Genomic DNA, 13,501 nt, shown 5'->3' with positions numbered 1-13,501 from the left:
AATGCGCCGGGATGACAAGCCGCTAGTCCAGCGCGCGCCATCACGCTATAATAGTGGCAAGCTTGTCCAAAAAAGATACCCGAAGGAGCGTATTCCCTATGTTTGAGCATCTCGTCATTTTCAAATTCAACGCATCCATTACGCCCGAGCGCGAGCAGGAGCTGTTGAACAAGCTGCTGTCGTTCAAAGGCCGGATTCCCGGCATCGTCGACATGTCTGCAGGCATCAACGTCACGGAGGAAACGGACAACATCCACGGCTATTCCCTCGGCCTTCGCGTCACGTTCGAGAGCCAAGAAGCGCTGCGCGCATACGGCCCGCACCCGCTTCACCAGGATTTCGTCGGCGGATTAGCCGGCGTGCTGGAGGGCGTCGTCGTCGTCGATTACCCGGTCCGATAATCCGGCGGCAGTTCCGTCCGCAGGCGCCGAAATCAATTTCGGATAGGAATCGGCCAATGCCAGCCATTGGCGCCGCGCTCCGCCCGAAGTACGATGGAAGCATCAGAAGCGAGAGGGGCATGACCGATGAGAAATATGATTCCGGCGCTTACGACGCCGATTACGCAAGCGCAGGTCGATCAATTTCATGACCAGGGGTACCTGATGCTGAAAGGCGGCTGCTCGGCCGACCTGATCGATGCCTTCAACGGCCATATCTACGACCTGCGCAATCAGGATCCGATGCCGGAGTGGGCTGCGGTCGACGAGAGCAAGAAATTTTCCATCCGCCTGTTCAACCCGCATTTGCACGACAGCTTCTCGCGCCAAGTGATGAAGCTGCCGGTCATCCGCGGCACGCTCGCCCAGCTGATGGGACGGGAAGCCAACTGCGTGCAGAGCATGTTCTTCTACAAGGAGCCGGGCTCGCCGGGACAAGCCGCGCATCAGGACTACTACTACATCAAGAACGATCCGATGACGATGATCGCGGCCTGGATCGCCATGGAAGAGAAGGTCGACGTGGAGAACGGCTGCCTCTGGGTCATTCCGAAGTCGCATCGTCTCGGCCTGCTGCCGCACGGCGCCGTCAAGAACCTCGACGAGCACGAGGCATGGACGGACGAGACGGAAGGCATCGACCTGAATACGCAAGTTCCCGTCGAAATGGAGAAAGGCGACATCCTGTTCTTCCATGAGCTGCTCATCCATTCGTCGAACCGCAACCGCAGCGCGGACCGCTGGCGCCGCTCGTACGTCTGCCACTATATCCGCGAGGACGCGACGACGACGCGCAAGGATTTGCAGAAGAAGTTCCCGTTATACTAAAACTCCGCTCGGGGTGCTAGGCAATCGCTTGCCCGCTGCAAAGCTTGCGGCAACGATTGGCGTTTTGGCGCTTGGCAATTGCCTCTGCGTGACTTGCGGAACAGCGTAACGCTAGGCGCGGGCTCGCTGGATATTTGGCAATTTCCTGTTGCGTGACTTGCGGAACGCTAGGCGCGGGCTTGCTGGTATTTGGCAATTGCCTGTTGCGTGACTTACGGAACGGAGGCGCGGGCTTGCTGGTATTTGGCAATTGCCTGTTGCATGACTTACGGAACGCTAGGCGCGGGCTTGCGGACATACGTTCCGCTATTAACGCGTTTTTCGGCCTTTCGCATATTCGTGCGGACACAGGATCCGCTATTTGCATCGGGAGGCGCGTTTTTCCACGCATTCTGCGCCTATAACGGATCTACGGTCCGTTAAGTCCCCGCTTGGCGCGGGGGCTCGAGCCGTGCTTGGCGCGGGGCTTCGAGCCCGCTTGACGCGGCGCGGGGGCTCCGGGCCCGCTTGGCGCGGGGGCTCGAGCCGTGCTTGGCCTCGGGGCTCCGGACCGCGCTTGACGCGGGGCTCCGGGCCGTGCTTGGCGCGGGGGCTCCGAGCCGCGCTTGGCCTCGGGGCTCCGGGCCGCGCTTGGCGCGGGGGGCTCGCCGCCCTTCCCTGCCCTTCCCTGCGCTACCCGGCCCGGCCGAACCGATTCCCGCAGCCAGTTCAGAGCTCGCTTGCTCACGAGCACCGCAACGCCATGCCATCTCCCTGCCTCATCGGGGCGGCTTGCACCTTATTACAGCCCGACCGCCCGCGCCGGGCTGTTCCCGTCCGCTCCGCAGCGAAATACGAAAGCCAGAGGAGCTGGACAACCATGCCGATAAACCTGCGCCATGACAAAATCAAGTCCGCTTACGCGGGCTCGATCGTCTATCCCCCCAAAGGGACGTACGGCCCCCGGATGCAGCACGACTTGCAGCTCTTCCTGCTGCATTCCGGCGAGCTCGACATTCATATCGACGGCGAGCCGCATGCGGTAAAGCCCGGTCAAGTCGTGCTGCTGAAGCCGCAGCACAACGAATACTTCGTGTTCGCCAAGGACCAGGAATCCTGGCACCGGTGGATTACGCTGGCGACGGAAGCGCTGTCAGCGCAGGAGCTCGCCGGCCTGGACGGTCTTCCGTTCAGCATGCCGATCCCGGAATCGCTTAATGCGCTCGTCGATCTGATGCTATCCATGCACAACGAATTCACGTCCGGCGACGAGCCCGTCCGCAGCCTTGGTTACGCCGCGCTCAGCCTGTTTGCCGCGTCCGGAAGCTCGCAGGCGAAGAAGCGTCGGCAGCATCCGTGCATTTTGGCCGCGCTCGGCTATATCCGCCAGCATTACGCCGCAGACATAACGCTGCAGGCGTTGGCCGCGCACGTGAACGTCACGCCGGAACATCTCGTCCGCCTGTTCCGTGCGGGGCAGCACCCGACACCGATTCGCTATCTCTGGCAGTACCGCGTCGTGAAAGCGACTGAGCTGCTGACGCAATCCGGCCTGACCGTAGCCGAAATCGCGGGTCGCTGCGGGTTCAAATCCGCGTTCCATCTGTCGCGCCTCGTGAAGGAACAAACCGGAAGCACGCCAACGGAGCTTCGCAAGTCCGCTTGGGGCGCAGAGCCTTGATCGCCAGGCTTGGCCGGACGAATGTTGGACGGTAACGCAGGTTCCGAACGGCTCGGCCATACGCACGCAAGGAACCCGCCGCGCAGCTCGTGCTCCTCGCGATATCGCAAACTCGCGAACTCGCAAGCCCAAGCTGCCCACGCGATTACTGTCGGGCACGCACACGCAAACCTATCCCCTAGCCAAACGGCTGCCCCTTCGGGCAGCCGTTTGGCATTTATGCGGTCGGAAGGCCGTTTATTGCTGCGGCCGATCATCCACAACCGCCAACCGTTGGCCCGCGCTCATCTCGCGGCCGCTTCGGATGGATGCCGTCCCAAAGCCAGTGCTCCGGAAGAGCCCGCAGTCCAGTGTCGCCGAACGGCCCTTGGCGAGGCGAATCGCCTTCCCGCGAGTCTCTGCCCGCTCGCGCGCCGCCTGTCGGTAGTCCACCGGCTTCGCTTCCCTGGCCTACCGCCGCTCGACGCTGCCGGCGCGCAGCATGAACGGCTCCGACCGGGCCGACCGTTCATCCATCCCGGCGCCGATATCGATTTGCTGCGCCACCCGCTGCCGGATCGATGAACAGCCAATCTTGGAACCTGGCTGCGGAAGGCCTTGGCGGCAGGACTGGACGGGCTGTTCCTGTCGGCTTTGCAGCGTTATAATAGGAACAAGGAGTGTGTTCACGCATGTTATTTATCGACAACGGCAACTGTACCGATCCGGCCTGGAATTTGGCGCTCGAGGAATACGCGCTGCGCAGCTTGGCGGGCGAGCAGGATTTTCTGCTGTTCTATATCAACGAACCTTCGATCATCATCGGCAAAAACCAAAATACCGCCGAGGAGGTCAATGCCGGCTACGTCGAACGGAACGGCATTCATGTCGTACGCCGTCTATCCGGCGGCGGCGCCGTGTACCACGACCTCGGCAATCTCAATTTCAGCTTCATCACGAAGGATGACGGCAAGTCGTTTCATAATTTTCGCAAGTTCACGGAACCGGTCGTCGCGGCGCTGCGCAAGCTAGGCGTCGATGCCGAGCTGTCGGGACGCAACGATCTGCAGGTCGGCGAGCGCAAAATATCCGGCAATGCGCAGTTCGCGTCCAAAGGCGTCATGTTCAGCCACGGCACGCTGCTGTTCGACTCGCAGGTGGACGCGATCGTCTCGGCGCTGAACGTCAATCCGGCGAAATTCGAATCCAAGGCGACGAAATCCGTACGCAGCCGCGTAGCCAACATTTCGGAATTTCTGAAGACGCCGATGACGATGGCGCAATTCCGCGCGTTCATTCTCGAATCGATCTTCGGCAGCGCCGAAGACGTGCCGGCGTATACGCTGACGGAGGCGGATTTGGCCGCCGTCGACCAGCTCGCGGACGAACGGTACCGCAGCTGGGACTGGAACTACGGCCGCTCGCCGAAGTTCAACGTCCGCCAGGTGAAACGGCTCTCCGCCGGCACCTATGACGTGCGGCTGTTCGTGGAGAACGGCGTCATCGCGGAAGCTTCCGTCTTCGGCGACTTCTTCGGAACCGGCGAAGTGTCGGACGTCACGGACAAGCTGATCGGCGTCAAGTACGACGCGGCTTCCGTCGCCGAGGCGCTGCAGGACGTCGATCTGACCGTTTATTTCGGGCCGGTGGACCGGCAGGAATGGTTGTCGCTGCTGTTCTGATATCAAGTAGGCTGCCAAATTCTGATGCATGGGAGTGGAATGAAATGAGCCGATCCGAGAATGTGACGTCATTACAAGCGCTTCAGCAATGGAAAGCGATTCCCCAGCAATATCGGGACAAGCTGGTACGCAACGTCTTCTGCGGCAAGTGCGGCGGCGCGGTCGAAATCGTGGATTACAGCATCAAGCAGGAGAAGTCCGCGCTGCTGCTGACCGGCAAATGCAAGACATGCGGGAAGCCGGTTGCCCGCGTCGTCGAGAACGAATAGCGCCTGCCGTCATTGCATATGATGCACAGGCGCGTAGATCAGTTAGCGGTCGTACACGCTGCGCATGCAGCTGCTGTCGGCCGTTTTTTTTGGCCTGTATCGGTTTCTCGCTCCCATAACGGGACGGCTGCCGGGAAATACTACATCCAAGCTTCACGAAAAATTATATTGTCTCCCACTCAAATTTGAGTATAATAACTAAGGGTATTCAAATTTGAGTAAGGTCTCAAGACGAAAGGGATGACAATATTGGACGCAAAACGCAGCAACGTCAAGCTCGTCATTGCAGGTCTGCTGCTCGGCTTATTCATCGCCGCGCTCGACCAAACGATCGTTTCCACCGCCATGGGCACGATCATCAAGAAACTCGGCGGCCTCGACAAGTTCGTGTGGGTCTATTCCGCCTATATGATCGCGATGGTTGTCGCGACGCCAATCTTCGGCAAGCTGTCCGACATGTACGGACGAAAGAAATTTTTTCTGACCGGCCTCATTCTCTTCATGCTCGGTTCCGTTCTGTGCGGCACCGCAACGAACATGGAGCAGTTGATTATTTACCGCGCCGTTCAAGGCATCGGCGGGGGCGCGATCATGCCGATCGTATTCACGATCATATTCGACCTCTTCCCGGCCGAGAAGCGCGGCAAGATGATGGGCCTCTTCGGCGCCGTATTCGGCATCTCCAGCGTATTCGGTCCGATCCTCGGCGGTCTGATCACGGACAACATCAGCTGGCGCTGGATATTCTACATCAACGTTCCGCTCGGCATTCTCGCGGTGCTGTTCATTCTGAACGCATACCACGAAACGAAGAATACGCGCAAGCAGTCGATCGACTGGCTCGGCGCGGTCATGCTCACGGGCTTCGTGCTCTTCCTCATGTTCGGCCTGGAGCTCGGCGGCACGGACGGCTGGGCGTGGAGCGCTGCCAAGACGATCCTCCTGTTCGTCGCTTCCGCGCTGTTCCTGATGGCCTTCCTGTTCGTGGAATTGAAAGTGAAGGAACCGATCATCAAGCTGAGCCTGTTCAAGAACAAAATCGTCACGAGCAGCATGGGCATCAGCCTGCTGTACGGCGGCGTCATGATCGCCGCCGCTTCGTATATTCCGCTCTTCATCCAAGGCGTCTTCCATAAGACGGCCACGCAGACGAGCACCGTCATGATTCCGATGATGCTCGGGGTCGTCTTGAGCAGTCAGGTCGGCGGCCGCGTCGTCACGAAATTCCGCTACCGCGACGTCATGATCGTGTCCGCGCTCATGTTGATTCTAGGCACCGCGCTGCTCGGCTTCGCGATGACGAACGAATCGAGCCGTCTCGTTATCTCGCTGTTCACGGTCATCGTCGGCCTCGGCATGGGCGTCTCGTTCTCCCTGCTGAACATCTCGACGCTCAACGCCGTGCCGCCGCAATACAAAGGCACGTCCTCGTCGCTGATCACGTTCTTCCGGACGATCGGCTCCGCGCTCGGCATCGCCGTGTTCGGCGCGATTCAGAAATCGTCGTTCCAGTCGAACATCTCCGAAGTGCCGAACTTGAATCCGCAGTTGGCGGAGAAAATCAAAGGCGGCCAAGCGCTGCTCGATCCGGACATCCAGAAGCAAATGGGCCTGCCGGGCGATCTCGCCAACAAGCTGCTCGATCAATTCGCGCATTCCGTTATTGCGATCTTTCAATGGGCGGTCATTCTGCCGGTCGTGGCCATCGTGTTCGTACTGATGATGGGCCGCGCTCGTATGGAAGTGAACAAAGCCGGCCAGCAAGGCGCTCCCGCAGCAGACGCTCCCGGCAGACCGGGACCGCAGGACGACAAAGGCAAGCCTTCTTACCAAGGGAGATAATGCGCGATGTCCATGAAGCTCTTGATTCTGGGGCTGCTAATGGAGCGCGAACGGCATCCCTACGAAATCCGGCAGACGATTAAACTGCGCAACTGGAACGAATGCTTCAAGCTCCGGGACGGTTCGCTCTATTATGCGGTCGACCAGCTGCGGCAGGACGGACTGATCGAGGCGGCGGAAGTCGTCTCGGTTCCCGGCGAGAACCGGCCGGACAAGACGATTTACCGCATCACGGACAGCGGGCGCGAAGCGTTCCTCCAGCTGCTGCAGGAGCAGTTCAAGCATACCTCGTACCCGCAGCATCCGCTGTTTCTGGCGATGCCGTTCGTGCGGCACGGCAGCAGCGACCTCATCGAGGCGTTGGTGCTTAAGCAGCTGGAAGATTGCGAGACCCGGCTCGCGCGGATGAAGTTTATCATGGAGCTGAAAGGGAGCCTGATACCGCGCGGTTCCTCGCTCATGATCGAGGGCTTCATCCGATTCGGCGAGACGGAACGGGCATGGCTGCAGCAGCTGCTCGAAGAGACGCGTTCCGGCAAGCTGTTCGAGCCGCATAAGATGACGACCGAGCAGTTGGAAGCCTACGTAATCCAGCTCAAGGAGTTCGAGAAGTCCGACTCCGGCGGCGAATAACGCGCTCGTTTTGCGAAGACCGTCTGCGAAGACGATGAATCGAAGCACATACTGCATCAACACCATACTGCATCAATCAACAGGCCGCTTGCCATGGGAGAACTAACTCCCTTTGGACAAGCGGCTTGTTTGCATCTCTCCGTCGGTTAACCGAATCATGTATTGACCAGTTCTCGCGTCATGAATTAAGGTTATATCGGACGGCTTGCTTGCGGGCGGCCGATCGCATCGGTCCCTCGTCGTGAACAACTGTAACCTTTTTCCGGTTTCCTGCGTCTATCATTCACAGCGTCTGCTTCGCGGAAGCTATCGGTATCACTATTGATTCGCTAGGAGCGTGCCGCATCGATGTTATTCAATACATACGTCTTTATTTTCGCCTTCTGGCCCATATCCGTCGCCGTCTATTTCATTCTGAACCGCTTCCGTTTCACGTTCGCCGCCAAATGCTGGCTGACGTTCTCCTCGCTCTTCTTCTACAGCTGGTGGAATGTGCGCTACTTGCCGCTGATACTCGGCTCGATCGCGTTCAACTATCTCTTCGGCCGGCTCATTCAGGCCGGGGCCGGGACGAAGCGCGGCAAGCCGCTGCTCGTCGCCGGCATCGCCGGCAATCTGCTGCTGCTCGGCTACTACAAGTACGCCGATTTCTTCCTAGGCGCCTTATCGGACGCGACCGGACATGCCTTTCCGGTACTCCGCCTGATTTTGCCGCTCGGGATCAGCTTCTTCACCTTCACCCAAATCGCCTATCTCGCGGACGCCTACAAAGGCAAAGCGAGCGAATACAATCTGGTCAGCTACATGCTGTTCGTAACGTTCTACCCCCACCTGATCGCCGGGCCGATTCTCCATCACAGCGAGATGATGCCGCAGTTCGACCGGCTGCGGAACAAAGTGTGGCAGTGGGCCAACGCTTCAAGAGGCGCGTACATCTTCTGCATCGGGCTATTCAAGAAGGTCGTCATCGCCGATACGTTCGCGAACGCGGCGAACGACGGCTTCGCGGGCGCAACGCATTTCATCGCCGCCTGGACCGCCTCGCTGTCGTACACGTTCCAGCTCTACTTCGATTTCAGCGGCTATACCGACATGGCGATCGGCGCTGCGCTCGTGTTCAACATCAAGCTGCCGCAAAATTTCAATTCGCCCTATAAGGCGACCAGCATTCAGGACTTCTGGCGGCGCTGGCATATGACGCTCAGCCGGTTCCTGCGGGATTACATCTACATTCCGCTCGGCGGCAACCGCCGCGGCGAAGCGGTCATGCTGCGCAACCTTGTCGTGACGTTCCTGATCGGCGGCTTGTGGCACGGCGCGGGCTGGACCTTTATCTTCTGGGGGCTGCTGCATGGCCTCGGACAAGTCGTCCACCGGTTCTGGGGCAAATTCGGCCGGCCGCTGCCCGTCTGGCTCGCCTGGTTCGTGACATTCATGTTCATCAACGCCACGTGGGTGTTCTTCCGGGCCGACAGCTGGGGACAGGCCATGCGCATTCTGAAAGGCATGGCCGGCTTGCAGGGCGTTTCGCTCGCCGACGTGAAGACGCTCTTACCGACGCTGCTGCTCATCGCGCTCTTCCTGCCGATCGTGCTGGCGCTGCGCAACTCGTCGCAGCTGAGCGAGACGTTCCGTCCGACGAGGCGCATGGCCGCCGCCGTCGCCGCGCTGTTCGTCTTCTCGCTGCTCTACTTCAACCGCATCAGCGAATTTCTCTATTTCAACTTTTAGAAAGGCATGTGACCGTTCGTGCAAACGCCCAATCCCGCTCCAATCCATCGTCCGAACGCGGCGCAGCCTCCCGTTCGGGGCGCTGCGGCGCAGCCGGCCCGGGCAACGGCCAAGGCGGCCAAGCGCATGCTCGCCTGGACGGCGCTGTTCGCCGTCGGCTTCGCGCTGCTGGCCTCGTTGGTTACCTATGCGGCGGATCCGCTGCAGTTCTATCATAAGCCGTTCGGATACCGCCCGGTCTTCTCGTCCGAGCAGCGGTACCAGAATCCGGGGCTGGCGCTCCATTACGACTACGATACGATCATCATCGGCACCTCGATGACGGAGAACTTCCTGCCGTCCGAAGTCGACAAGGCGCTCGGCGGCAAGACGCTGAAGCTGTCCATCCGCGGATCGACGGCGGACGAGCAGTACAAGATCGCCAAGCTCGCGATCGAGACCGGCAAAGTCAAGCGCGTGCTGTGGGGGCTCGATTATTTCGCGCTCAAGACCGGGGATCAGGATGCGGCAGGCCCTTTTCCCGATTACCTGTACGACGACAACCGCTGGAACGACTACCGGTATTTACTGAATTACAGCGTCTACGGGCAGTTCTTCAAAGGGATCTTCAAGCGGGTGACGGGCTCGGCGCCGCAAAGCCTGGAGACGCTGTATAACTGGAACGACAGCGTGCGCTTCGGCAAGAAGCTCGTGCTGAAGGATTACCGGTCGGCCGCCAACGAAGAAGCGTATTTCGGCTTGAACGAGGAGCCGCTCGACGTCATCAAGTCGCATTTCGAGACGCAGGTGCTGTCGTTGGCGAAGGCCCATCCGGAGATTGACTTTATTTTCTACTATCCGCCTTACAGCGTGCTGCGCGAAGCCGTCTGGGCGGCGACCAACGAGGCGCGGTTCGGGAATCAGCTGGCGATGGACGTCTGGATGTTCCGGCAGTTCGATGCGCTTCCGAACGCCAAAGTATACGACTTCCAAACCGCTGGCGAATGGACGTACGATCTCGACCTGTATAAGGATTTGTCGCACCACAATCAGGATGTGAATTCGGCCATTGCCGCGGCCATCGGCCGGGACGATCCGCGCTACCGGATGACGAAGGAGAACGCGCAGTCGTTGTCGGACGAGCTGGCGCAGCAGGTCCGGACGCTGGCAATGACGGAAGCCGGCGATCCGAAGAGCGTACGCGTGTATGCCGGCGGCGGCAAGACGGCCCCGCCGGAGGCGAGCTTCAGCAGCCGCATCATTCCGGGCCAAGGCGAGCTGCTCGTCCCCGCCAAGGAAGCGGCCGCGCTGCTCGGCGCAACGTTCGACTGGAACCAGTCGGCGAAGATGCTCGTCATGGCGCACGGCTCCGCCCGCGTCACCTTGACGCTGGATAAACCGGCGGCCGGCACCGGAGACGGCGGCAAGGTCGAGCTGGCGTATCCCGCCCGGCTCGTCGGCGGCAAGCTGCATGTCCCGCTGCTGCAGCTGGCAGAGCTGCTCGGCTTCCGCGTGGATGCGGAGCAGCCGAACGGCTGGAGCTTGCAGTATACGCTGACATTACAGGCAGCGAAATAATATGCGCATGCCGACAGCATTGTGCTCCTGCAACTCCCGTAATCCTGTGACTCTTGCAACCCTGCAACTCCTGCAACTCCTGCAACTCCTGCAACGACAACGAAGCGCCCGGCTGATCGCCGGGCGCTTCTTCGTTCGACGGCGCCAACGCGCTTACGCGCTGCAGCCTTCGCATTCGTAGTACTGATTGCCTGTCGTTTCCTTCGCTTCGAGCACCTTGCCAACGACGATATCGTCCAATTCCATGAACTCGAAATCGGCAACCTTGGCATGAACCGCGGCGCGGGCTTCTTCTTCGCTCTTGCCGATCCAGCTGAACGTCGCTTTCTTCCCGGTGGACGGTACTTCATATTCGAACAAATAGCGTGTCATCGCATTCGTCTCCTTCTCCCGATCGTCAAGCGATCTCTCTACTCTAGTATATCATGATTCGGTCGTTCGTTCTTTCATTCTCCTGAAAATAGGGCGCATGGCCGGGGCTTCCCTGCCGCACTCTCTTCCGCTTCCGGGCAGCGAGACCGCTAGCCGCTTCGCGAACATTATTCTGGAATATGAAACCCTTCGACATCTAAATCAAAAGAATAATATTTCATTTCTTTATGTTGTACCCAATGTTCCAGAGGTATAATCCAGGGGCGAAACGTGATAAAGCTGCGCAAGTCCGCAAGCCGAACATATCGAGCCTGGTTTATATCGTCATCGGGATCGGCGCTGCATTCGATTTGTCCAGCTCGCGCGCTGCCTTCATAATATACTTGAAGGTACTGTCCATACTTCTCTGAAGTGTATTCGGTCACGAATGCTGCTTCTTTCGCTATTACCTCGATTCCGGCTTCCTCAAACGCCTCTCTCTCTGCGCCTTTAAGAAAAGTTTCGCCGCGTTCGAGAGAACCCTTCGGTAAGCTCCAGCCATATTTGTTACTAACAGCACCGCGTTGTCCTCTAGAACAATGACACCGGCAGCAAGATGATGAGCCAATCCACCCACTCCTTGTAAAATTGTAAAAGATTCCGAAGCCGCCCCGCGATCCGCTGCTGCCCCGTCAAGGCCGCTCTACGTATCGCCGCTCGGCATCTTCCTTCAAGCGCGCTCTCTTATGCATGCGATGATTTCCCCCACGCAAGACTCGATCGCCTTATTCGTGCAGTCCACCGTCATATCGCCGTATTTTACATAGAGCGGCATTCTTTCGTCATAGACGTCTCGCAGGCATTGCCCGCTCTTCATGACAATGCCCCTCGCCGCCATGCCGCCGATTCTCCGCTCGATCTCTTCATAGGGGACATGCAGGTAGACGATCCGGCCGCCTTGTCTCAGGGTATGCATCGCTTGCTCCGAATAGACGACGCTGCCGCCCGTCGATACGATGCTATTGTCCAGCCGCAGCCCGGAGACGATTCGTTCTTCGACAGCCATGAAATGCGCGATGCCGTCACGATCGATTATGTCTTGCAGCAGTCTGCCTTCCTGCTGCTGGATGACGATATCCGTATCCACGAAATCCATTCCGAGCGCCTTGGCGAGCAGCACGCCGAGCGTGCTTTTTCCCGCGCCGGACATGCCGATCAGTACGATATTCATGCTTCCCCTCGCTTCCGCGGCCCAAAGGCGCCATGCTGAAATACCGGCACCGTGCCGCTGACGTTCAGTTCGCCCGCCAACGCCACGTCTTGCGCGAAGCCTTTCTCGATCAGCTCGCGCCCGGACGAGCACGCCAGCACCGTCTGCCCGATGTCGTGTTCAGCGCTTCTAAAGGCGGCAACGGCCATGCCCGCTTCCGGCGATAGATCGGACGGATCGAATCTGCTGAGGATAGCGCCCGCCGCAAGCATATCTTCGATTGCCGGACGCAGTCCGCCCGCCGCCCACTGCTCGCCGCAAGCGATGACGCTGACGATCTCGCCCGGATGATGCCGATCGATATAATCCGCAACCGCGGCGGCATTCCGCAAGCATCCGGCAATCGTTGCCGCCTGGGCAGCCTGGGCAATCAGAGTGCATGCCGAACCGTTCTGCGACGGCAGCACGATGCGGGAATGCAGAGGCAGCGCGCGCAGCGATGACGGCGACAGGGACGGCGTCGTGCCGCGCTTGCCGGCCAGCACGGCATGAACCGATTCCGCGAACGCGGCTGCGGACTCGTCCTTGTGCCCGTACGGGAACACCAGCGCTTCACTGGACACGGCGACTTCGACGCAAGTCGTGAACGATAACACGTCGACGATCACGACGGCGCCCGATAGCGGAGCCAGCCGCCGTACCGCTTCCGCGCCCCATTCGAAGCGAATGCGATAGGGAGTTTGGTGGAACACTTCTTCGTTAATCGGAAACCTCTCCTTTGCCTGGGCTTTCCCCCAATGTTCACCGTCATCGGCTGTTATAAGCTCGAACTTGGTGTACACTCTACGTTACGATTATTTTCCATACCACTACATTCGGGAATGGCGAAGCGGTTTCCTGTCGGGAGCGTCGTGCATGGAGGACTTGGAACAACTGCTCTGCCAGCATTGGACCACTTCTCCGGACGTATTGGCATCGGCGAAAAGGGGAATCTCAACCATAAGATCGCCGTTCGAGACCGAACTTCTGCTGCGGCGGCAGCTTATTCGGGCCCGGCGGCAGTAGCCTTGCAGAATGGCGAAAAGTCGAAAAGTTGCTACACGAGCAACTTTATTCGCGTCAGACCGGCAAAAATGCCGGTAAAGTTGCTGTTCGAGCAACTTTTCCTGCCTCTGACCGGCAAAAAGGCCGGTAAAGTTGCTGTTCGAGCAACTTTTCCTGCCTCTGACCAGCAAAAATGCCGGTAAAATTGCTGTTCGAGCAACTTTTCCGATGACGTAAATTTGTTTGTGTACCAAAGTTTGGAGTCTATCCAGACA

At 59.1% G+C, this 13,501-nt stretch carries 14 protein-coding genes; 10 read left to right on the top strand and 4 right to left on the bottom strand.

Going from position 1 to position 13,501, the window contains the following annotated elements:
* Positions 1-98 precede the first annotated feature (98 nt).
* The 9 genes from GXP70_RS06795 (at position 99) to GXP70_RS06755 (ending at position 10,621) form a co-directional block, all read left to right on the top strand.
* Positions 99-401 carry a Dabb family protein gene (locus GXP70_RS06795; RefSeq protein WP_162355752.1) on the top strand — a complete coding sequence of 101 codons (303 nt, stop codon included), beginning with the start codon at positions 99-101 and terminating at the stop codon, positions 399-401.
* A 126-nt stretch (positions 402-527) separates the two neighbouring features.
* Entirely contained in the window at positions 528-1,268 is a 741-nt protein-coding gene (locus tag GXP70_RS06790; protein WP_225442695.1) for a phytanoyl-CoA dioxygenase family protein, read from the top strand.
* Positions 1,269-2,127: 859 nt separating this feature from the next.
* The gene (locus GXP70_RS06785; RefSeq protein WP_162355751.1) at positions 2,128-2,928 is read left to right on the top strand and encodes an AraC family transcriptional regulator; all 801 of its coding nucleotides are present in this window, start codon (positions 2,128-2,130) and stop codon (positions 2,926-2,928) included.
* A 671-nt stretch (positions 2,929-3,599) separates the two neighbouring features.
* The gene (locus GXP70_RS06780) at positions 3,600-4,589 is read left to right on the top strand and encodes a lipoate--protein ligase (RefSeq protein WP_162355750.1); all 990 of its coding nucleotides are present in this window, start codon (positions 3,600-3,602) and stop codon (positions 4,587-4,589) included.
* A 44-nt stretch (positions 4,590-4,633) separates the two neighbouring features.
* Positions 4,634-4,858, top strand: coding sequence for a hypothetical protein (locus tag GXP70_RS06775; RefSeq protein ID WP_162355749.1), 225 nt, complete (start codon positions 4,634-4,636; stop codon positions 4,856-4,858).
* A 249-nt stretch (positions 4,859-5,107) separates the two neighbouring features.
* Entirely contained in the window at positions 5,108-6,700 is a 1,593-nt protein-coding gene (locus GXP70_RS06770; RefSeq protein ID WP_162355748.1) for an MDR family MFS transporter, read from the top strand.
* A 6-nt stretch (positions 6,701-6,706) separates the two neighbouring features.
* Positions 6,707-7,333 (top strand): PadR family transcriptional regulator, encoded by a 627-nt coding sequence (locus GXP70_RS06765; RefSeq protein WP_162355747.1) that lies wholly within the window; start codon positions 6,707-6,709, stop codon positions 7,331-7,333.
* Positions 7,334-7,681: 348 nt separating this feature from the next.
* Positions 7,682-9,064 carry an MBOAT family O-acyltransferase gene (locus GXP70_RS06760; RefSeq protein WP_162355746.1) on the top strand — a complete coding sequence of 461 codons (1,383 nt, stop codon included), beginning with the start codon at positions 7,682-7,684 and terminating at the stop codon, positions 9,062-9,064.
* Between the two features lie 18 nt (positions 9,065-9,082).
* Positions 9,083-10,621, top strand: a complete 1,539-nt coding sequence (locus GXP70_RS06755) for a copper amine oxidase N-terminal domain-containing protein (RefSeq protein WP_162355745.1) — start codon at positions 9,083-9,085, stop codon at positions 10,619-10,621.
* 153 nt (positions 10,622-10,774) lie between these two features.
* Here GXP70_RS06755 and GXP70_RS06750 read toward each other — a convergent pair whose 3' ends face one another.
* The 4 genes from GXP70_RS06750 to GXP70_RS06735 form a co-directional block, all read right to left on the bottom strand.
* Positions 10,775-10,993, bottom strand: a complete 219-nt coding sequence (locus tag GXP70_RS06750; protein ID WP_162355744.1) for a hypothetical protein — start codon at positions 10,991-10,993, stop codon at positions 10,775-10,777.
* Between the two features lie 167 nt (positions 10,994-11,160).
* Positions 11,161-11,601: an NUDIX hydrolase gene (locus GXP70_RS06745; protein ID WP_225442839.1), complete on the bottom strand. Its 441-nt coding sequence runs from the start codon at positions 11,599-11,601 to the stop codon at positions 11,161-11,163.
* A 101-nt stretch (positions 11,602-11,702) separates the two neighbouring features.
* Positions 11,703-12,203, bottom strand: a complete 501-nt coding sequence (locus GXP70_RS06740; RefSeq protein ID WP_162355743.1) for a shikimate kinase — start codon at positions 12,201-12,203, stop codon at positions 11,703-11,705.
* Positions 12,200-12,934 (bottom strand): 2-phosphosulfolactate phosphatase, encoded by a 735-nt coding sequence (locus GXP70_RS06735; RefSeq protein WP_162355742.1) that lies wholly within the window; start codon positions 12,932-12,934, stop codon positions 12,200-12,202. The genes GXP70_RS06740 and GXP70_RS06735 overlap by 4 nt, the downstream gene beginning before the upstream one ends.
* A 45-nt stretch (positions 12,935-12,979) precedes the next feature.
* On the opposite strand from GXP70_RS06735, the gene GXP70_RS06730 reads away from it, so the two are divergent.
* Entirely contained in the window at positions 12,980-13,429 is a 450-nt protein-coding gene (locus GXP70_RS06730) for a hypothetical protein (RefSeq protein WP_162355741.1), read from the top strand.
* Positions 13,430-13,501 lie beyond the last annotated feature (72 nt).

It is taken from the genome of Paenibacillus lycopersici (assembly GCF_010119935.1).
Lineage (GTDB): Bacteria > Bacillota > Bacilli > Paenibacillales > Paenibacillaceae > Paenibacillus_Z > Paenibacillus_Z lycopersici.
This window is presented reverse-complemented; position numbering and strand designations above follow the sequence as displayed.

Coding starts and splice junctions, on each gene's coding strand:
- GXP70_RS06795 (WP_162355752.1), top strand. CDS start 99: ATGTTTGAGCATCTCGTCATTTTCAAATTCAACGCATCCATTACGCCC.
- GXP70_RS06790 (WP_225442695.1), top strand. CDS start 528: ATGAGAAATATGATTCCGGCGCTTACGACGCCGATTACGCAAGCGCAG.
- GXP70_RS06785 (WP_162355751.1), top strand. CDS start 2,128: ATGCCGATAAACCTGCGCCATGACAAAATCAAGTCCGCTTACGCGGGC.
- GXP70_RS06780 (WP_162355750.1), top strand. CDS start 3,600: ATGTTATTTATCGACAACGGCAACTGTACCGATCCGGCCTGGAATTTG.
- GXP70_RS06775 (WP_162355749.1), top strand. CDS start 4,634: ATGAGCCGATCCGAGAATGTGACGTCATTACAAGCGCTTCAGCAATGG.
- GXP70_RS06765 (WP_162355747.1), top strand. CDS start 6,707: ATGTCCATGAAGCTCTTGATTCTGGGGCTGCTAATGGAGCGCGAACGG.
- GXP70_RS06760 (WP_162355746.1), top strand. CDS start 7,682: ATGTTATTCAATACATACGTCTTTATTTTCGCCTTCTGGCCCATATCC.
- GXP70_RS06750 (WP_162355744.1), bottom strand. CDS start 10,993: ATGACACGCTATTTGTTCGAATATGAAGTACCGTCCACCGGGAAGAAA.
- GXP70_RS06740 (WP_162355743.1), bottom strand. CDS start 12,203: ATGAATATCGTACTGATCGGCATGTCCGGCGCGGGAAAAAGCACGCTC.
- GXP70_RS06730 (WP_162355741.1), top strand. CDS start 12,980: ATGTTCACCGTCATCGGCTGTTATAAGCTCGAACTTGGTGTACACTCT.